We start from the raw sequence: 18602 nt of genomic DNA, 5'->3' as shown, positions 1-18602 counted from the left end.
TGAGAAAATGAGTAGAAGTCCTCCAAAACTGTTGCCGACTGATAATGTGACTGATCTCAACTTTTGGCTTCATAGATCTTGTCGAAAGGCGAGAAGGAATTGGATTTTTTGACGGTTGTAAGATTGATATACTCCAAGGTGGTTTGAAGCGATTCATGCCCGAGCAGTTCCTTTAATGTAAAAGGGTCCATCCCCATTTCGACGCAGTGTGTAGCGTAAGTGTGCCTTAAGGTATGTGTTGTGACTTTTTTGTTAATCTTCGCCGCCTTCACTGTCTGCTTGAGCATTCTTCCAATTGAGGTTGTCGCAATATGTTTTTGAGATCCGTATCCTTGGAAAAGCCATATATTTGGATTTTCAGTTTCAAGATATTTCTTAATGCCTACTTTCATATTTTCAGCAAGAGGCACCACTCTGTTTTTGGCATATTTGGTATCTCTGACATAGATCGTCATTCTTTGTAAATCGATGTCAGAGATTTTAAGCTGAGCGACCTCTCTTATTCTTAATCCCGCCGAGTAAATCAAAGCAAACATCACCCTGTACTTCAATAAGTCAGGTATTTTAAAGAGGATTTTACATTCCTCGACTGACAAGATATCAGGAATCGCTTTTTTCTTTCTTAATACAGGAAGCTTGATGTTTTTCTCTTCTCTTCCAGAGTATTTAAAAATGTATCTCAGTGCATAGACATAGTGCTTGAAAGCAGTATAAGAAGTTTGCTTTTTTTCTTTGAGCTGAAGTAGATAATCATTAATTTCATCATCGGAAAGTTCAAGAGGAGTCTTGTTAAAATGCAAAGCAATTTTAGCAATAGACTTGATGTAGTTATCAAAAGTAGACTTCGACTTTCCACTTAGAGACATGTTACGATATACTTCGTTATACATCTCTTTAAAACCAGGAACATTAAAGGCTCTGTCTAGTATAGTACCTATTTTTTTTTCATCTTATGAAATTTAAGGTGTTATAAAATTTATTAAGATGTAAAATTAAGAATTTGAAGGCTTTAGCTAGCGGAGCTTTTGTTCAACAATGGCTATAAACAATTGCTATTACAGGTTTGTCGTGTACTTGCAAAAGTCGGCGCTAACCCACGCAACTGTTCATTGCCGAGACCGTTATAACCAATAAATAGACTATGAGATACTTTTTTACAATAATTTTTTTAGTCTTCATTTCAGCTTGTAAAACTGAACCAAACTATGGTAAAGACATGAATAAATTACGCGAAAAGCTAGGTGTTCCCACTATAAAAGAAAATATGGTAATGATGGATGAAATGACATGGTCAATCAATAATAGAAATTCTAAAGATGGTAGTTTTCATGCTAAAAAAATTATCATGTACGATAGAAACTGTAATTCTTGTTCATGGGAGGAAAGCGATATGTTTAGAAAAAAAATTAATGACTCAACTTATGTCCAGTTAAACTTACATTCTGTACTTAATAATGATAAAGTAGATTTTAATAGAACTAAACCATTATTATTTAAGGTGGATATAAGAGCATTAAAAGTATCAGTAAAAGGCGAAATTGATAATATGTTATTTGGTTCTGATACTTCTAAAAGAAGTATTGATTATCCTTCAAAAATAATTACGATGGAACAAGCAGATAGTGTACTTTTAAGCTGGAATTTAAAAAGGTTATAACATTAGCCATTACGTTACCAAACATAAGTGAATTAGTTTATAAAATATTAAAACATAGAAAAGAATAAAATAATGGGATTTAAAGTATTACTTATAGCAACTAAATTTAGTCAAAAAGAAAATGATTTTTCCGCCCTAAGTGTAAAATCTACTAATACGTTTAGTGAATATGAAGATCATGGGGTCGCTACAGCCATGACAAAAAATGGATATAGGATTTATTATATTATGGATAATATAGAACCTAATCCAAAAATATTTAAAAAAATGTCTCAGGATTGTGAACTTCAAACTTTGTTTATTTATGAAAATTTACTTTGTAGTTTTACATCAAATTGGGTAAATGGTCAAGAGAATTGGTCAGTATTGCATAATTGTGAAGAAGGAGGAATTGAACATATTAAAACTGATGGGGAGGTCCCAAAATTTTTTGAAGAAATAAAGATTGAAAAACATAAATTACAAGAAGACGAAATAGATGTAGATTATTATTTTGAAATAGCTCCAGATATTTTTAAAAAAATAACAGGTTATAGACATGATATAGAATTACTAACAGAAGAAAAAAAGCCTTGGGAAATCCTAGAAAGGTAGAGTATCTTTAAAAAGGTTAAATCAATCTTAAATACTTAAACTTCTAAATAGTAGATAAAAAAGATCTATAACAAAATTACGTAACGTGTGGTAACATCAACTAAACTCCAATCATGGTTGACGCAATCACTCACGAGGTTAGTCATTACGTTAGGCATGCATAATGCGAGAAGCAAATGAATAAGTGGAAAACAGCTTTTTTGGGCACCTTTATTTTTACAATACTGGTAATAACTATAGCAGGTTACATAGTTTTTGCAACCTTTATAACCTCTGGACATTGTAAAGACACTCAGATAATAATTAAGGAGGATTTAAACGTAATATCGGATGCTTTGGTAAACGGTGCTAGGTCGATTTCAGAGTTTGACACTGAATTGAATAAATTGGAGGCTGGACATTGGACTGACCAAGAAAATGGACTTATTCGATTACAGATAGTGCATATTGTTTTTGATGACAAAGGAAATTTCCAACGGATTAAAACTTATTGACCTAAACAATGAGAGAATTTGGTAAAACACCCAGAAAGTCACAACTTAGAGTATTATTGGAATTCCTGTTTCCAAGTTTATTTGGTCATCACGATAATGAATATATGAACTTCAGGTGACATAATAATCGAGCGGAATCAAGAAGACGAAAAACACTGTTTGACAGAAAATGAAACGCATACCAACAAATGCTATGAATGGGGGTTTATCGGTCAGGAAATTGTAGTGGGAATTGGAAAGTCCGCCACATGTTTTAAATTTTAATCAAGGCGTGGCTATGTGCGAGACGAGAGGTTAGCACTTTCTAAACCCCACATCGTTGTGCTTACATTAAGAAAAAACAAATGATAGTAAAATGCAAAGGGTTTACGATTGGAAAATTTAAAATACCTCCATTTGAACTAAATGAAGGTGAATTACTTCGTATTTACCTTTGTAGTGGAGGGGGTTTTTTGGAGTTGGAGAAAGAACTTGTAAAATTATTTACAGGAGAGAGAAATATCCCTGAACTTGAAATCCATCATGATCTTACATTTGTTGATCGCATTAAAGAAAGTAAACTCAGAAGTATATTTTTCCCAATGACAGTTGAGAAATATATAAAACATAAAGGGAAACCAGATAGTGATATCTCTAATAGAATATATCAGATCGACGATTTTATTAAACCAAAAACAAAAATTATTACTTTGCCTGGAAACCATATGAAGTGGCTGTCACTATTGACAGTATTCTCTAAGTCCAATAAAATAATATTTGATTTATTAGGGCAAGACCCTTTAGGTGTGGAAAAAACTTTAGGTTTGGTAAATGAAAGTATAATTAGAGGAGGTAGTGCAATTTTATTAGATAATTTTGATGACCTCGAAACTAAATCTGATAAATTTATAAGAGCCGAGAAAATCGATTAAAATAAGCACGACAATAGCTACACTCCATCCACCGGTCGACACACCCTCTGGTCGTAGTTTAGCCATTAGCCACAAGTAAAAGAATGACAACGAGAATATTTAAAATATTATTAATCGCATTGATTTTTCAGAGTTGCCTGCAAAAAAATGAAGGAAATTCAAATACTTACATTACAGCATATCAGACTAATAAAGAAATTGAGCAGAAAGTAATTTCCGATTCTAATTCAGTAGAAGATATTCAAACGATGTTAGATTACACCTGCAACTGCAATTGGGTAGCTGAAAAAATGACTCATTATACGGATTTAACCTTTTCAAACAATGGTAAACATTTTAATACTGATTCCCTAACAAAATGGATGGATAATCCAGAGAGGTTAAAAATCAAATCGTTGAGATTAAAGGACTTTGACACAATTCCTTCAGAAATGGCAATTTTTGAAAATGTGGAAAGTGTCTACTTGGAAGCAATCAACAACAAAAATGTTCAAGGTTTAGAAGTGTTTCCGCGATTAAGAATTCTTAAGGCAGAAGAAGAACGTTTTGAATTTAGTGAGGAAACCAAATGGATTAGAAACATTGAGGTAATTCATGTAAATAAGACAAAGTTTTCAGGTTTAAAATCATTCAAACAAATACCAAAACTAAGAGAGATAAAATTAAGCTTTTCAGGGTTTGATAATTTCCCTTCTGATTTTGAAACTCTAAAATGTTTATCGTATTTCCAGACAGGGGCACATAATTTTTGCGAGATTGATTTGACACAGTTAGATTTTAGCAAAATGGCTTGTTTAAAATATGTTGAATTTCAATCTTGGAGAGGGAATTTAAATGGTATTCCAAGTGGTATAGGGAAAATTGAAAAAGTAAAAATCAGTCATCCTAATTTGACTAAAGAGGAGAAAGAAGAACTAAATAAAACTAGTGGCTAAAACTGTATATGAAACCATAGCACTCTGCGGGATGCTACGCTTCAAATACTCTACGTTGTAGTGTATTCTATAACAGCTCTACTTTCAATGATATTCGTCTACAAAAAATAAAAGAAGGTAATTATGATTTATCATTATCTACATTTTTTCTATCATAAATTTCTTAGGTTAATTGGTTGTCTAAAAGGAGTTGAGATAGAAACTTGGACTTCACCATCAACTATGACTAAGATAATTTTTCCAAATGAATGGCAACAATTGATTCCATTAGATGGAGATCAGGAGTTTTTATTTAACAAAAAAGACAGTGAAGCTGTCTTGTTTATTTCGGAGTTTGAAGTTCTTGAAAGTGATTTTAATATTGAAGAATGTATAGACTTATACAAAGATTATAATCCCCAAAAAATATTTTATTCAAATCTTGAAGGTTTGAAGTACACTCATTACGAAAAAAAAGATGACTTGGTAATTGATACCTATTTGTTTGGGAAAAACCGTATTGCTTTGAATTTGTCTTGGACAATGCCAAAAGTACATAAAAAGAAGGAAGATGATAAAATTCTTCCAATATTAGAAAACTTATATATTGAATAACAATTAAAACGAAAATCTAAACACACCACAACAATCGCTGAAACTTCAGTCATCAGATGACACACCCGCTGACTGTAGTTTAGCATTTATGTTACAGCCAAAAAAAATAAAATGAGAACTTATCTATCACTAGTGTTATGTTTTATACTATTTCTAACTGCGTGCAGCCAAAAATACACGAACCCAGAAGAGTTAGAAATAAGAGGATTTAAAATAGGACAAACAGTAGATACTACCCAATTTAAAAAGTATAAGAATCTTTACTTCCCAAACTATCTTGATGGATGGGATAAGAATAATGTTGATCAACTTCCAGAAAGTTACAAGGATTTACCAATCGCAATTTGGGTATTAAAATCTGACTCTGCTATAGCTTTGACTTTAATAAATGATATTGTTTTAAATATTACTGTTTCATATTTGAATGAAGATGAAAAAAATATTATAGTAGAAGAAATGAATGAAAAATTTGGAGGAAACGGAAAAGACAAATCCTACCAACAAGTACACCCTTTACAATCATGGATAACTTATTGGGACCTAAAAACTTGGGAAACAAAAGATGTAATACTTCAAATTGGAAATAGTGATCTTCGAAAACCTAAAGAACCAGAACCAAATGATATAAAATGGAACTTAGTTTACTCTGATTTTAGAATTGAAAACAGGGTAATAAGTGATTATAAAAGAAAAAATAATAAATGACAGTAATGTGAGCTCAAAGTAAATATGGGTTTCGGGGGACAAAGAAGCTTTGGGTGGTTCTCTTGATCACGGCCAGAATTTGATTGACTTTTTTATAACTTGGTTTGTCAGTTAAGATGCTTCAACTTATCTTAGTTCCATACTTACTTTAGCAAGATCATTGTAGTACATGGAAGCAAATTAAAAAATGAGAATTATATATTGTGATAGTGTATTTGATAATAAAATAATTGATTCAGATTATGAAGAAGAGAAAAATTCAGCACTTAAAGCCGGTTTTACTTTCTCTCTAATTAGTTTTGAAGAGTTGACTAATGGAAATATCCCTTTGGCTTTGAAGTATGTAAAAGCTTCTGAAACAAAAATAGATGCTTTATATCGTGGATGGATGTTAACCCCGAAACAGTATGAAAGCCTTTATGATGGATTATTGAAAAAAAATATACAATTAATCAATACGCCAACTCAATATATACATTGCCACTATCTACCAAATTCTTACGATGTAATAAAGTCTAAAACTCCAAAATCAAATTGGACAACGGATTTAAGTAATGATTCAATATCTAAGGTTTTAGATGACTTTGGTGATAGTTCAATTATATTAAAGGACTTTGTGAAATCTGAAAAACATAATTGGGATGATGCCTGCTTTATTCCTAATGCTTCAGAATTTGAGAAAGTTAAATCTGTTGTTGATAAATTCATTGAATTGAGAGGTAGTTCTTTAAATGAGGGATTAGTGTTTAGACAATTTGAAGAATTAGAGTTTCTAACAGAACATTCTAAAAGTGGAATGCCTCTAACAAAAGAGTTCAGAGTATTTTTTGCCAATAAACAAGTTATAAAGGTGTTTGATTATTGGGATGAAGGCGATTATGGAAATACGCAACCAGTTATAGACGACTTCATGCGTATTGCTGAAAATATTGAAAGCAATTTCTTTACAATGGATATAGCTCAGAAGAAAGATGGAAGCTGGATAATAATGGAACTCGGTGATGGTCAGGTTTCTGGTTTACCAGATAATGCGAATACTGATGAGTACTATAAAAACCTAAAAGAAAAAGTACTATAACAAAGTCTAAAAAAGCATTAAGTTAGTAGTAGAATCGGTAGGTTATTGCGTTTAAGCAATCTCACCACAAATTGAATAAATTTTAAAAGGCTTGTGGCTATTTAGTAGACGGGACGTATGTTCTATGAAATGCTTTTTAGTCGAGTCGGTATAACCAATTAAAATAAAGCAAAATGAATATTGAATCAATAAAAGCGAAACTAAATGAATCTTCTATTTACCATTCGGAAGAAAATATCTTAGATAATAATAGTGTGATTGGTTATGAAAAGAAGTTTAATTGGAGTTGGATGGCTACACAATTAAATACTTTCATTGTTGCCACTGACTTTGGAGATAAAGAAATAGATGAAAGTTTAATTGAAAATCATTTATCTGAATCGTTTAAGTTTTCTAAACAAAACTACAAAGGTTGGCCGAGGGGACTTCAATCAGGAGTGGGAGTAATATCGATTTTGATATCAAATAATGTTTCGGATAAAGCAAAAGACTACTGTCAAAAATTAAAGTCAGGAAAAAAATGGGCGGGATTTTCAATTCCAGTTATCTATAATTCTAATACCAAAGAAACTTACCAATTTGAAAAAAAACCTTTGTGGGGAAGTATTTATTATCCACACTTTAAAAAATTGATCAATAACCTAAAATAACTGGTTACAACGCTTTGTAAAAATGCATTGAAACGCATTTTATACTAAACGTTATGCCCAATGATCAATTTTTCAAGCAGATAGTGATTGAGATTTAATCTTACAACTAACACTCCCATATTCTGAGAGAATTATATTTTCTAATTATGAGATATTTATTGATAGATGAAGTTAAAGCGCAACTTAATAGAGGAAGACAAGTAGAACAATATTTAGGAGAGTTTTATTCTGATGAATTTAAGTGTCATAGATATTTAACTATTGAGAAGGATAAGAATGAATATATTGGATTCTTATTTGAAGTTTTTGATGACAGAGATGAAGGAGTAGAGTCAATTTATCATTTTAGTTCAATAGAGCCTGATGATATGTATGGTGTTGAATATGGCGGTTTTGATGAATTAGCTGATCTTTTAGGCTCTTTGAAAGAAAAATTTGAAATAGATGAAAATAAGTTTTTAAACTCAGGTTATTTAGATACTGAGTTGAGTGAAGATTAATAAAAAATGGGCATATTCCACAGGTATCTGCGACGCAATCTGCCTACGATACCATGCCCGAGTCGTGAAGCACATTTATAACAGACAATGAATAAGATATTAAGTATTTTAGCATTTTCAATTCTGACCAACCTTAGTTTCGGACAGGACTACAAAACAGAATTTGACAAACTTTGCCAGAAAGGTGACACAACCAAGCAAATTGAACTTTTAACAAAATGGGAATCAGAAGAACCTAAAAATCCAGAATTGATTACGAGTTATTTCAATTATTACTTCCTCAAATCAAGACAGGAATTTATTTCAATGTCGACAAACCAACCAAAATTCGAAAACCTTCAACTTCAAGACAGCACAGGGCAAGTTGCAGGATTTTTGGGAAGTGAAATGGTTTATAATACTGAAATATTACAAAAAGGACTTGACAAAATAGACCAAGGAATAAAACTGTACCCAAACAGACTTGATATGCGGTTTGGAAAAATATACGCTCTCGGACAAGCTGAAGATTGGGAAAACTTCACCAATGAAATCGTGAGAACCATTAAGTACTCTAAGGAAAATAATAATGAATGGACTTGGACATTCAATGAAAAAAGAGAAAATGGAAAGGAATTTTTTCTAAGCTCAATTCAAGATTATCAGCTCAATCTTTATGAGACTGAAGATGATGACTTATTTAAAAATATGAGAACTATTGCGGAAGAGATTTTAAAAATTTATCCCGACCATATTGAAAGTTTATCGAACATTTCAATCACCTATTTACTGTCAGGCGAATATGACAAAGGGATCAAAACTTTATTAAAAGCTGAAAAAATTGACCCAAAAGACGTGATTGTACTAAGCAATATTGCTCACGGATATAAACTTAAAGGCGACGTTGAAAATTCAATAAAATACTACGAAAAAATGCTGAAATTAGATGACACAAGAGTGGTTGATTTTGCTAAACAACAGATTGAAGCTTTGAAAAATAAATAAAAAATATGCTACAATAAAGTGTATAGTGCATGCAAAGCACGTAAAAACCTATTTCTAAATAATATAAGAGGACATGTATGCACAGAAGATCAAAAAGTGTGGGGAGATTTTCCCAAGGGTTTAGATTGGGGAGACTGGAAACCTGATTACCCAATTATTGGACTAAATCGAACCATTATTAATAGAGAATTAATACTTCTAATTCAGGAAAATAAAATGACAAAAGCTCTTAAATTATATAGAACATTAAATAAAGCACTCAACACCAGCTAAAAACAGCAAGTTTCGACTACCGCGTCCTTGCTCGCAGTTTAGCAATTTCATTACCCATAATTAAAAGATAAGTATGAACTCAATAATAGAAATTGTTTCACTTATTATTCTCGGAATTATTCTATTCTTCACTTTACGAAAACAAAAAAGAGAAGAAGATAAATATTTTGGAAAAGATGTACCTCTATCCAAAATGGAAATAAAAACTTTGGAGAAGTATAAAACTGAATATATAGAAATTGAACAAGACACCAGACTTCCTACTTTTGATAAAGATGATTTCGAACTGGTTGATATAAGTAAATCTGCAACTGAAATGATTTATGATAATCCAATCCCTACAGAAATAGAAAAAAATAGGGTTGAAACTAATGATTATGTGAAACTAAAGTTTTTAGACCAAGATCAAGAAGTTGAGCGAATGTGGGTAAAGGTTCTTGAAAAGAATGGACGAATATTTAAAGGACTATTAAAAAATGACTCTTATTCAACAGATGATTTGAAAGTCGATAAAGAAATCTGGTTTCATTCAAATCATATTTTTGAAATCGAAAATAAATAAACAGAGGGTAGTAATTAGAGCTTAGTTTGGCCTGAAAGATCCAAAAAGTTGAACAAAGGTGGTGGGTGTTATACATTGAAGTCAGTATGGAATTTAGGATAGACTTTTCATAGATTTGAAAGGTATTTTTTGTGACATAATTTTCAATCCTACTTGAAATCCTCTTCTCTAGAATTTTTTTAACCAAAACCTATAGGTAGTAACTCCTTGCTCGTCCTTAAAATATCGATTCTTGTTTCGTAATACATAAACATGTAAATTCAAACTATCTTTCAACAATCTAACAGCAAACTTATTTTTAATGGGAAGTTGGGAGTACTTTTTACTAATGGATATATACTATATGGTGTAGGTTCGTTAAATTTTGAGAGATAAACACTATTGTGTTTATCTAATGTTAGCGGTTACAGCAAGGATGAAAGGAATGAAAAATGAATTGTTAAAAGAAATTGAAGAGTTATATATTACATTCTCGAAGTACTCATTCAATCCCCAAATAAAAGGGTGTTCTTGTTGTGTATCAAATCCTGATAAATTCACTTTGAATTCAAAACCATTAAGAGAATTAGAGGATGATGATATTAATAGATTTGCTTATAAAACTATGACTACTTGGGGAACGGTTGATGATTTCAAGTACTACCTTCCCAGAATCTTAGAACTAACGGCTCAAAATAAGCTCACGGTACATACATTTATTATTTTGGGTAAACTAGATTATAGTAACTGGAAGAATTGGGATAAATCAGAATCAGATGTTATACATAAATTTTTAATTACTTGGTGGACTTATGATATAAATAACAGAATACGCTCTTTAGATTTTGAATTATTTATTGAATTAAACAAGTTACTTAAAAACTTACCTTTATTACTTGAAAAATGGAATGTAGTGGTTAATGAAAATGGTTTTGTTAACTATGTTAATTTAATAGTATATTACTTTGAAGACATAATTCAAGTAAAAGATGAGTTTGAAGAATTTTCAAATGAAGAAATTAATCTCTTGATGAATTGGATTGATTCAAACAAAAAGAAATTAGAAGTTGGTTATTTACAAACTGAAAATGAAGACATTAAAGAATCAATAAAATTAGCAATAGATTTATTAAAAAACCGCTAACAATAGCTAACCTCCATCCATCGGGTGACTCACCAGCTGGTCGTATTTTAGCATATACGTCACACAATGTTTAATTGGAAATGAATAATATTAAAACAATAGTTTTTGATTTATACAATACATTGATTGAGATAAAAAAATCGAATCATTTCTTTTTGAAATTATTTAAAAGTTCTCAAGATGGTTTCGGACTTGATGCTTCATCATACCTACAATTGGTAATGAAAAATGACTTAAATAAGTTAAGAACTCTATTGCCTTTGGAGTTTTCTAATTTGTATGATGAAAGGCTAAATGATTTGACAAACGAGTTAGAATCTGTAATTATCTATACAGAGGTTATTGATGTACTTCGAGATTTAAAACAGAATTTTCGAATTTTCTTGATTTCTAATTTAGCATCACCATACAAGGAACCTGTTTTTAATAATAACCTTGACCACTATTTTGAAAAAATGATTTTTTCCTGCGATTATGGATACTTAAAGCCAAATGATAAGATTTTTAAAGAAATTGAAAAAATTACAAATAATGAACCTAGTGAAATATTGATGATTGGAGATTCTTTTAAATCAGATATTATTGGGGCTAGAAATATGAAATGGAATTATTTAAAAATAAATCGTACTACACCCATTTCAAAAGGTTATGAAATACAAGATCTAAGAGAGATAAAAAAACACATAGCACAACCTAAACTGCATTGAAATACAGTTTAACCAAATCGTTGAAGCTAATTGAAAAATAAAAAAATGAAATAGGATGGCATTCCCCAAAAAAGGAAGTAGACATATTGAAATAGATGGAATTAGATTTCTTTATAAGATATCAAATCACTACAATCTATCAAAAAGATGGAAAGTAGAGGAATTACATAAATCACTTAAACAGAAGTTTCTTTTGCGTCTTGGCAATAGACTTTTCCCACTATTAAGGAAAAAATTATGATTAAGAGGTTAGCTTTCATGTTTAGTTGATTTTCTTGGCTTTCATTACGCACAACATTGCTGTATGCAGTCAGATTTCAAAAAAAGTGGTGACATACAGGGAGTTTGTATCTTTAAATATAATTCAATCTTTAAGATGGGGCAAGTTGCTGATGACTCTATAATTTAAAGTGTTCTTCAATCTAGTTTAATCATATTTGTTGTTATTCTAATATCAATAATAGTCTTTATTTTGAAATAACAATTCTATCAATTTGCCTTTCTGTAGAATGAAATTTAGAAGTAGGTAAGCCACTACCATTATAATTGCCAATTGTTTTTCCATTTACCACTTGAAACTCTATCATATATCCATTATGGTTAGAGATGAATTCATATTCTCCTTGAATCATATCTAATTCGATTTTTGATCTTGGATATATTAAAAGATAATCAGAAAGTGTCATACCGATATGAATAGAATTATCAATAATAATACTTTCATCTAATAAGATTATTCCCTTCAGTTTTTTTGGTGGATTAGAGTCAAACCATAAACCAAACTGTTCTTTATTTTTTTCTAAAACTATCAAACACTCTTCCTCAGAATCTATTCCAAGTTCATAAAAAGGTCTGGTGGTAGTTTTATAATTTTCAAGTACCTTTTCAACTTCAGTGTAATTCATACCAACACAAAACCCATTAATACAATTAATTCCTTTTATAGTATTTGTGGTAAATGATGTAAGTATAAAAAATAGGAAACTAAATAATAAAGATTTTTTCATTTCAAAGTAAAATTAAAAAATAGTAGAACTAATTATAATCGCTACTGCTCAGTATAAACTTGTCCTGTTGGACCTAATAAAAGTTGGTGCTAGCTCTCTACTTGTGTTAAGTACTATCACAGCTATAAAAATTATACATTGTTGTTGTGTCGTTGTTTTTTATTTCTTTCCAAATATTCGTTTCCACTCAATTGCAGTCATTTGCCTCCTGGAAATTTCATTTTTAGATTTCTCAATTATTGATTCCTTCTTCTCTGCATCAAGTTTAAAACTATCATGAATATCTTTATTTACTTTAATAAGCTTATGATCTTTATAATAAATTTCAACCTTATGATTTAGATTTTTGTCTGTATAAGTTTCTTCGGAATATTTGATTAGTTTGTTCTCTGAAAAATAGAATATTTCATTTTCAGTCCTGCCATTTTTCTTATAGTAATATTCATTTTCTATGGATAAAACCAAAGTGTCTTTGTAAACAACATTTGAGAAGTAACCACCAATCTTCTTTTTGAAAAACAAAAATCTCTTTTTCGATAATTCTCCATCTTCATGCAATCCTAAGTTGTCAGAATTATTGTCAATGTCATAAGTAATGGAATCGATTCTAGAAACAATCAACGACTCGGATTCCTGTGCAATCACATTGACTGTAAAAAAGAGTCCTAATAAAGTAATTATGAAATGATTCATGTCTTTCTTCTTTTATGCACCACAACGTAATGGCAAAGCTACAACCAGTGGGTGTTTCAACTGGAGGGTGCGTAGCTATTGTTGAGTACTTTATTAAAAATCACCTCCAGCTCCTCCTCCTGAAAAGCCACCGCTACTACTTCCTCCTGATGAAGAATCAAAAGTTGATGAACTATTTTTAGAATTAACGGAAAACTTTATTCGGTTTTTATTTTTTTTAAAACCATCTAATTTATAAAAATCAAAAATTATATAGATGAACAAAATCACAAAGAATATAACTATAAAATAAATGGAGCTATCTATGGAATCATTGTTTTCTGATGCATTATTTGAATTCTCAAATCTATCTATAGATTGTAATATTCCTTTAGAGTAATTATTATTCTTCAAGTAAGGTAGTAAGTCTTTATTCACAATGACTTGAACTTCACCATCTGTATATTTTGTTTTTGTACTTGTTGCAATAAATGCTTTCCGATCTTGAATTGAGATCAAAATCAGTACTCCTTCTCCATTTTTAGTTGCTCCAATTTCCCAAAAATTACCTATTGAAGTTGCTACGTCTCTAATTTTATAACCTTCAAGAGAAGGTATAATACATGCTGAGTATTCTATATCTGAAATAGTATTAATTCTATCAACTTCCTCAATTAAAGATTGAAGTTCATTTTCACTTAAGGTGGCAGAATAGTCATTGACAGAATATGAATAAGTAAACGAATTTGATACAAAATCGTCAATTGTATTAGCCCTCAAATTAGCTGAGAAAAAGAATATTATTAATATTAGAATATTTTTCATGTTTAGTTTGCTTGTTCTTAATTGTGCTTAATAAAAATGCCAAACTTCGACCAACGTTTATGTCAGCTGGTGGATGGAGCGTAGCTATTATTGTAAGTATTTTTTCTTCCTAATTTATTAGCTAGCTCCTGATATTCTCTAGATAAAAGAAAGTTCACTAAAGTCTCAAAAGCAAATAGTAAATAGGACTTCTAAATTTACTTAATTCTTCAATTATATTCTGTTCTAAATATGATAATATCTGAATTAATCTTCCATCAAAGTAAATTGAGCCTATTAAGTACTAGGACAAAAGTTATTCTTATAGGGACGTTTTACCCATTTCGAACAGTTTACTTATTTATTCTGTTTTCATTGTATAAAAATTGGCTTGATAGCATAAAATACAGGTTAAAAACAGGTGTTTGTTCTAAAAATGAGTTGTATTTATTGTTGTTTTTACCCTAAAACCATAAAGCATACAATTATTTCCAATTTAGATACAACGCCCCTCACTCTGTATCTAGCTACCTTTGTATTGAAGATTTTAAAACAATTTAAAAATTTGAATCATGAGTAGTCAAAAATTAACAATCGTAGCCAGAATATTGGCAAAACCAGAAGGCAGAGAGCTTGTAAAATCAGAGCTATTAAAACTTATTGATATTACCCGAGCAGAGAAAGGGTGTATCAACTACGACCTTCATCAAGATAATGAAAACGAAAATTTATTCCTGTTTTATGAAAATTGGGAAAACAGAGAATTGTGGCAAATCCACATGAATAATCAACACTTAGCTGATTATTTGAAAGCCACCGATGGTGCAGTTGAAGAATTCGTTGTACATGAAATGAATCAAATAGCTTAAATATTGATCCATACTTGAAAATATAACGAAAAGAAACGAGTAGTATTTTCATTAATATTTCTTAAGTAGGAAGCAACCATTCAATTAGTGAACTTGGATGGTTGCTTCCTTCTCACCTTGTGGCTAACATATATGCTAAACTAGGGTTGGCGGGATATTGTTATAAGTTGCAAACTTAAACAATAATAGAGTTCGTAGTAACGCCTATCGGCTTGATACTACGAATAGTGCAGGAGCCGTATGAATTGAGTGTTTCACGTATGGTCCTGTGAGAAGTTAGAGGTGAAATTTCTCTAGCTTACTCAACTCCCAATCGTTATTTTTATGCTTTTTTGTTAAAATTAATTACCCATTGGTTTTAGTGTTTTAATATCTGGAATTTCAGTTATTTCTTCAACTCCATCTATTGACCAAAATTCTAGTTCTGATGGCTGATATTCATTGCCTAAAATAGAAACTCCAATTAGGTTACCTTTTTTACTTAAGCCATAATAATCTATTATAATTTTACCATGTATTATATCTGATTCATAATTTAAACCCAATTGTATAGTTGGACAATTACCACATCCACACCTTCCAATTACAACTAATTCAGGTAAAATATTCAAAAATTCTTTTCTTTCTGTTTTTAAAAGATGCTCTAATAATTTATACTCTTCATCTTTTAATTTTCTTTTTATTGGTATTGAGTACTTCAACATAGATTTGTAATTCTTTTCTTGAAAGTCATTAATAGAAGAATTAAAGTTCTTACTAAGAATTCACGACATACAAAACTTTCATCTTTACTTTGAATGGCTATCCATAACTATAATTTCACTTTGGCCTTTCCTATTCAAGTTTGAGTTTAGTAGGCTTTAATTATTGCCAATGTACAGATGTGGATTAGAAAGCACTTACCTCTCGACTCGCACATAGCCATGCCTTGATTTAAATTAAAAAATTGTGGTGGAACTTTCTAACCCGCACATAAATATCTTGACCAATAAACCCCTATTCATTTATAACATCTGTTGTGAGTCTTTAGGAGTTTGGCTTGTCGATAATTAACATCTCCCTTCTCCTATGATTTATTGGGTAATATTCGCCTATCAGTTGATCATCTGATAGATTATTGTTTATTTCAAAGATGTTAGAGTAAACTTCTAAGCCATCTTCGAACTCCTCATCACCGATCAGAAAACAATCTATGGAATCATGAAAAATCTTTTCAATTACTTGACCATATTTATTCATCCAACTATCAGTATTGCCATTTGTTTTTTCTTCAGCAATTTGGTAAGCCTCATCAAATGATGTTGCTCTTATCAAAATTACACTTTCTTCGAAAGCACGATAATTCTCGACCCAATCGTCATCAATCAACTCAGTCTTTACTTTTCCAGAAACCTGGTATTTGAATAGTATTTTTACTCCAAACCATTTTTTCATATTTGAGATATTTACAGTATATAATAAAATTACTCACAGCAGTTAATGTAAAATGCGCTTTAATACATTTTTACATAGTTTTGTAGCACGTTTTTATTCATTTTTTTCTATTTCTTCTTCCGTCCAAGCAGAGTCAAGGAAATATTTATTATTCTCTTTTTCAAAACTCCCAAACATCAAAGTAGTGTCTGGTGAACTTACTGTAAACTATGCACCACTATTGATGGAATAGTTAAACTGAGTTGAACCTTTACGTAATTTCCCATGAATTCTGCATGGATAATGTCCAAATAAATGATGCCATTCAGGTCCACTTATTGGTTTTGACCCTTTAATTATCCTTTTTATTTCCAATTTGTCTAAAGTCCAATTTATGCAAACTGTTGTGTCCTTATCCGATGAAGGATAATCATTTGATTTTTCAAGTTCTACAATTTCGAAGTCTTTCTTAAAGTCAAATATTGCAGTCTGCTGTTTGGTTGTAGGTTGCAATAAAATCGTGTCAGTTGAGTTGTTTGAGAGAATAATTTTTTGAGTTTCGTAACCGTCTTTAGAGAAGAACATTGTTATTTCATTACATCTGCCTGATACTCCATATATTTCATAAGCTCCATTTTCAGTTGTCATTGTTTTTCTGTTGAATGGGTTCTCCAAGTCATTTGTGTCCGTTTTTCCTATTGCCACATCTTGAATTGGCTTCTTGGTCAATTTGTCCAAAACAATTCCCGATAAATGGTATTGACAATCACAAGCCGTTAATATCAATAGAAGAATAAGTATTATCGGAAATTTTTGTTTCATCTGGTTTTCTTTAATGTGCTACAACGATCAGCTATGATGAGTGGGGATTAGAAAGCACTAACCTTTCCTCTCGCACATAGCCACGCCTTGTTTTAAATTTATTACTTGTGGCGGGCCTTCCAATCCCCACCAAAATGTCCTGACTGCTAAAATCACATTCATTCATAGCATATGTTAGTGACTTTCATTTTTAAGTTGTTGAAGACTGTATTTTCCTTTGCGGAATTCCATTCCGATTTTTCCAAGTTCGTATGATAATATTATTCCTTGATCGCCTTCTATTTTATTTTTTTCATCGGTATAAGGCCCCATTAGTACAGACCCTCCAAGGTCACATAAATACCATTTTTTGTTTACAAGAGAAATCCCCCAATAAGGGTCGTATTCATCTATATCATTAAAAATATCTTGCCTAGAGCAAATGCAATTCCAAGTGAATTTTTGGTGAATTTGCTCAGCCAATTTAAAGTCAGGATATGCTCCATACTTTTCCTTGTTCAATGGGAAATAAGCAAATTCAAGCGTGAATCTCCATGATTCATCTTCAGTTTGTGAAACATCAAAACATGCAATTTCAATTCCTTCATCAACTTTTTTGAAATGGTCATCAATCTCACTGTAAAAATGGTCATTGTCTGAGGTGTAGCTGATTTGATAGGTTTCCAGTAGCAAACCCTGAATCAGCTCTCTTACTTTATCCGGAGACTCTTTCGTTTCTATATCAATCTCGAAAAATTCGAAGTTCATGTCATTGTCACTAACATTGGATAAACACAATAACGTTTATCCCTAAAAATTTAACGGATATACGCCATATGTTACATATCCATTAGTAAAAAGCACTCCTAACTTCCTATTAAAAAATAAGTTTGCAGTTAGATTGTTGAAAGATAATTTGAATTTACATGTTTATGTATTACAAAACAAGAGTGGATTTTTTTGAGTTAACCAATCAACATTCAAATAATATTTTTTTCAAATCAATTCGTGAGCAAATGCAAATTATCTCTTCAAGTTCGAGTAATTGTTGAATTTGTGTTTGACTTCAGAAAATTTTAGCATAAAAAAATCCCTGAAGCGGGAGCGTTGTGAAAAATTGTGGAGAGAAGTGAGTGGAAATAGGTGAGTTGAGAGGAATTCTAATGAAAAATGAATGGATTAGACGTAGGTCTTCCATTTCAGAACGGTTGGGTTCTTCCAGAGTTTGAATTGTGGTTGATCTTTGATCAGTTCACGCATCCAATAATA

At 31.0% G+C, this 18602-nt stretch carries 23 protein-coding genes; 15 read left to right on the top strand and 8 right to left on the bottom strand.

Going from position 1 to position 18602, the window contains the following annotated elements; all coding sequences use genetic code 11:
• Positions 1-56: 56 nt before the first annotated feature.
• Entirely contained in the window at positions 57-890 is an 834-nt protein-coding gene (locus tag AVL50_RS30335; RefSeq protein WP_082795725.1) for a tyrosine-type recombinase/integrase, read from the bottom strand.
• Positions 891-1216: 326 nt separating this feature from the next.
• Between AVL50_RS30335 and AVL50_RS30330 the strand changes: the two genes are divergently transcribed.
• The 14 genes from AVL50_RS30330 to AVL50_RS30260 all read left to right on the top strand — a co-directional run bounded on the left by AVL50_RS30330 (position 1217) and on the right by AVL50_RS30260 (position 11767).
• Entirely contained in the window at positions 1217-1657 is a 441-nt protein-coding gene (locus AVL50_RS30330) for a hypothetical protein (RefSeq protein ID WP_157491700.1), read from the top strand.
• A 72-nt stretch (positions 1658-1729) separates the two neighbouring features.
• Entirely contained in the window at positions 1730-2251 is a 522-nt protein-coding gene (locus AVL50_RS30325) for a hypothetical protein (RefSeq protein ID WP_062621452.1), read from the top strand.
• Positions 2252-2427: 176 nt separating this feature from the next.
• Positions 2428-2745: a hypothetical protein gene (locus AVL50_RS30320; RefSeq protein WP_062621450.1), complete on the top strand. Its 318-nt coding sequence runs from the start codon at positions 2428-2430 to the stop codon at positions 2743-2745.
• A 344-nt stretch (positions 2746-3089) separates the two neighbouring features.
• Entirely contained in the window at positions 3090-3656 is a 567-nt protein-coding gene (locus AVL50_RS30315) for a hypothetical protein (RefSeq protein ID WP_062621449.1), read from the top strand.
• Between the two features lie 83 nt (positions 3657-3739).
• Positions 3740-4591 (top strand): hypothetical protein, encoded by an 852-nt coding sequence (locus tag AVL50_RS30310; RefSeq protein WP_062621447.1) that lies wholly within the window; start codon positions 3740-3742, stop codon positions 4589-4591.
• A 222-nt stretch (positions 4592-4813) separates the two neighbouring features.
• Complete coding sequence (locus AVL50_RS30305; RefSeq protein WP_062621445.1) at positions 4814-5185, top strand: hypothetical protein; 372 nt, start codon at positions 4814-4816, stop codon at positions 5183-5185.
• Between the two features lie 111 nt (positions 5186-5296).
• Positions 5297-5890, top strand: coding sequence for a hypothetical protein (locus AVL50_RS30300; protein ID WP_062621443.1), 594 nt, complete (start codon positions 5297-5299; stop codon positions 5888-5890).
• Between the two features lie 187 nt (positions 5891-6077).
• The gene (locus AVL50_RS30295) at positions 6078-6968 is read left to right on the top strand and encodes an ATP-grasp domain-containing protein (RefSeq protein ID WP_062621441.1); all 891 of its coding nucleotides are present in this window, start codon (positions 6078-6080) and stop codon (positions 6966-6968) included.
• A gap of 173 nt (positions 6969-7141) precedes the next feature.
• On the top strand, positions 7142-7618 hold the full coding sequence (locus tag AVL50_RS30290; protein WP_062621440.1) for a hypothetical protein: 477 nt from the start codon (positions 7142-7144) through the stop codon (positions 7616-7618).
• A gap of 146 nt (positions 7619-7764) precedes the next feature.
• Complete coding sequence (locus tag AVL50_RS30285) at positions 7765-8118, top strand: hypothetical protein (protein WP_062621438.1); 354 nt, start codon at positions 7765-7767, stop codon at positions 8116-8118.
• Positions 8119-8205: 87 nt separating this feature from the next.
• The gene (locus AVL50_RS30280; protein WP_062621436.1) at positions 8206-9102 is read left to right on the top strand and encodes a tetratricopeptide repeat protein; all 897 of its coding nucleotides are present in this window, start codon (positions 8206-8208) and stop codon (positions 9100-9102) included.
• 346 nt (positions 9103-9448) lie between these two features.
• On the top strand, positions 9449-9937 hold the full coding sequence (locus tag AVL50_RS30270; RefSeq protein ID WP_062621433.1) for a DUF2314 domain-containing protein: 489 nt from the start codon (positions 9449-9451) through the stop codon (positions 9935-9937).
• Between the two features lie 394 nt (positions 9938-10331).
• Positions 10332-11060: a hypothetical protein gene (locus tag AVL50_RS30265; RefSeq protein WP_062621431.1), complete on the top strand. Its 729-nt coding sequence runs from the start codon at positions 10332-10334 to the stop codon at positions 11058-11060.
• Between the two features lie 80 nt (positions 11061-11140).
• A complete protein-coding gene (locus AVL50_RS30260) occupies positions 11141-11767 on the top strand; it encodes an HAD family hydrolase (RefSeq protein ID WP_062621424.1) in 627 nt (208 codons plus the stop codon).
• A gap of 467 nt (positions 11768-12234) precedes the next feature.
• Here AVL50_RS30260 and AVL50_RS30250 read toward each other — a convergent pair whose 3' ends face one another.
• From AVL50_RS30250 to AVL50_RS30240, 3 genes are all read right to left on the bottom strand, one after another.
• On the bottom strand, positions 12235-12774 hold the full coding sequence (locus AVL50_RS30250; protein ID WP_062621420.1) for a hypothetical protein: 540 nt from the start codon (positions 12772-12774) through the stop codon (positions 12235-12237).
• A gap of 159 nt (positions 12775-12933) precedes the next feature.
• Complete coding sequence (locus AVL50_RS30245) at positions 12934-13467, bottom strand: hypothetical protein (protein WP_062621418.1); 534 nt, start codon at positions 13465-13467, stop codon at positions 12934-12936.
• Positions 13468-13560: 93 nt separating this feature from the next.
• Entirely contained in the window at positions 13561-14271 is a 711-nt protein-coding gene (locus tag AVL50_RS30240; protein WP_062621417.1) for a YgcG family protein, read from the bottom strand.
• Positions 14272-14822: 551 nt separating this feature from the next.
• Here AVL50_RS30240 and AVL50_RS30235 point away from each other — a divergent pair.
• Entirely contained in the window at positions 14823-15119 is a 297-nt protein-coding gene (locus AVL50_RS30235) for a putative quinol monooxygenase (protein WP_062621415.1), read from the top strand.
• Positions 15120-15460: 341 nt separating this feature from the next.
• Here AVL50_RS30235 and AVL50_RS30230 read toward each other — a convergent pair whose 3' ends face one another.
• The 4 genes from AVL50_RS30230 to AVL50_RS30215 all read right to left on the bottom strand — a co-directional run bounded on the left by AVL50_RS30230 (position 15461) and on the right by AVL50_RS30215 (position 18101).
• Positions 15461-15823 carry a hypothetical protein gene (locus tag AVL50_RS30230; protein ID WP_216639109.1) on the bottom strand — a complete coding sequence of 121 codons (363 nt, stop codon included), beginning with the start codon at positions 15821-15823 and terminating at the stop codon, positions 15461-15463.
• A gap of 322 nt (positions 15824-16145) precedes the next feature.
• A complete protein-coding gene (locus AVL50_RS30225) occupies positions 16146-16553 on the bottom strand; it encodes a DUF4288 domain-containing protein (RefSeq protein ID WP_062621414.1) in 408 nt (135 codons plus the stop codon).
• A gap of 207 nt (positions 16554-16760) precedes the next feature.
• Positions 16761-17354 (bottom strand): hypothetical protein, encoded by a 594-nt coding sequence (locus AVL50_RS30220; protein ID WP_157491699.1) that lies wholly within the window; start codon positions 17352-17354, stop codon positions 16761-16763.
• A 174-nt stretch (positions 17355-17528) separates the two neighbouring features.
• The gene (locus AVL50_RS30215) at positions 17529-18101 is read right to left on the bottom strand and encodes a hypothetical protein (protein ID WP_062621410.1); all 573 of its coding nucleotides are present in this window, start codon (positions 18099-18101) and stop codon (positions 17529-17531) included.
• Between the last annotated feature and the right edge of the window lie 501 nt (positions 18102-18602).

The sequence above is a fragment of the Flammeovirga sp. SJP92 genome (assembly GCF_001583495.1).
In the GTDB taxonomy this organism is placed as follows: Bacteria; Bacteroidota; Bacteroidia; order Cytophagales; family Flammeovirgaceae; genus Flammeovirga.
The sequence above is the reverse complement of the archived record's forward strand: the minus strand, read 5'-3'. Positions and strand labels throughout refer to the sequence as shown.

What these genes read in the sequence shown, in the direction of transcription:
- AVL50_RS30335 (WP_082795725.1), bottom strand. Translation starts at nt 890, where the DNA reads ATGTATAACGAAGTATATCGTAACATGTCTCTAAGTGGAAAGTCGAAG.
- AVL50_RS30330 (WP_157491700.1), top strand. Translation starts at nt 1,217, where the DNA reads ATGAATAAATTACGCGAAAAGCTAGGTGTTCCCACTATAAAAGAAAAT.
- AVL50_RS30325 (WP_062621452.1), top strand. Translation starts at nt 1,730, where the DNA reads ATGGGATTTAAAGTATTACTTATAGCAACTAAATTTAGTCAAAAAGAA.
- AVL50_RS30320 (WP_062621450.1), top strand. Translation starts at nt 2,428, where the DNA reads ATGAATAAGTGGAAAACAGCTTTTTTGGGCACCTTTATTTTTACAATA.
- AVL50_RS30315 (WP_062621449.1), top strand. Translation starts at nt 3,090, where the DNA reads ATGATAGTAAAATGCAAAGGGTTTACGATTGGAAAATTTAAAATACCT.
- AVL50_RS30310 (WP_062621447.1), top strand. Translation starts at nt 3,740, where the DNA reads ATGACAACGAGAATATTTAAAATATTATTAATCGCATTGATTTTTCAG.
- AVL50_RS30305 (WP_062621445.1), top strand. Translation starts at nt 4,814, where the DNA reads ATGACTAAGATAATTTTTCCAAATGAATGGCAACAATTGATTCCATTA.
- AVL50_RS30300 (WP_062621443.1), top strand. Translation starts at nt 5,297, where the DNA reads ATGAGAACTTATCTATCACTAGTGTTATGTTTTATACTATTTCTAACT.
- AVL50_RS30295 (WP_062621441.1), top strand. Translation starts at nt 6,078, where the DNA reads ATGAGAATTATATATTGTGATAGTGTATTTGATAATAAAATAATTGAT.
- AVL50_RS30290 (WP_062621440.1), top strand. Translation starts at nt 7,142, where the DNA reads ATGAATATTGAATCAATAAAAGCGAAACTAAATGAATCTTCTATTTAC.
- AVL50_RS30285 (WP_062621438.1), top strand. Translation starts at nt 7,765, where the DNA reads ATGAGATATTTATTGATAGATGAAGTTAAAGCGCAACTTAATAGAGGA.
- AVL50_RS30280 (WP_062621436.1), top strand. Translation starts at nt 8,206, where the DNA reads ATGAATAAGATATTAAGTATTTTAGCATTTTCAATTCTGACCAACCTT.
- AVL50_RS30270 (WP_062621433.1), top strand. Translation starts at nt 9,449, where the DNA reads ATGAACTCAATAATAGAAATTGTTTCACTTATTATTCTCGGAATTATT.
- AVL50_RS30265 (WP_062621431.1), top strand. Translation starts at nt 10,332, where the DNA reads ATGTTAGCGGTTACAGCAAGGATGAAAGGAATGAAAAATGAATTGTTA.
- AVL50_RS30260 (WP_062621424.1), top strand. Translation starts at nt 11,141, where the DNA reads ATGAATAATATTAAAACAATAGTTTTTGATTTATACAATACATTGATT.
- AVL50_RS30250 (WP_062621420.1), bottom strand. Translation starts at nt 12,774, where the DNA reads ATGAAAAAATCTTTATTATTTAGTTTCCTATTTTTTATACTTACATCA.
- AVL50_RS30245 (WP_062621418.1), bottom strand. Translation starts at nt 13,467, where the DNA reads ATGAATCATTTCATAATTACTTTATTAGGACTCTTTTTTACAGTCAAT.
- AVL50_RS30240 (WP_062621417.1), bottom strand. Translation starts at nt 14,271, where the DNA reads ATGAAAAATATTCTAATATTAATAATATTCTTTTTCTCAGCTAATTTG.
- AVL50_RS30235 (WP_062621415.1), top strand. Translation starts at nt 14,823, where the DNA reads ATGAGTAGTCAAAAATTAACAATCGTAGCCAGAATATTGGCAAAACCA.
- AVL50_RS30230 (WP_216639109.1), bottom strand. Translation starts at nt 15,823, where the DNA reads ATGTTGAAGTACTCAATACCAATAAAAAGAAAATTAAAAGATGAAGAG.
- AVL50_RS30225 (WP_062621414.1), bottom strand. Translation starts at nt 16,553, where the DNA reads ATGAAAAAATGGTTTGGAGTAAAAATACTATTCAAATACCAGGTTTCT.
- AVL50_RS30220 (WP_157491699.1), bottom strand. Translation starts at nt 17,354, where the DNA reads ATGAAACAAAAATTTCCGATAATACTTATTCTTCTATTGATATTAACG.
- AVL50_RS30215 (WP_062621410.1), bottom strand. Translation starts at nt 18,101, where the DNA reads ATGAACTTCGAATTTTTCGAGATTGATATAGAAACGAAAGAGTCTCCG.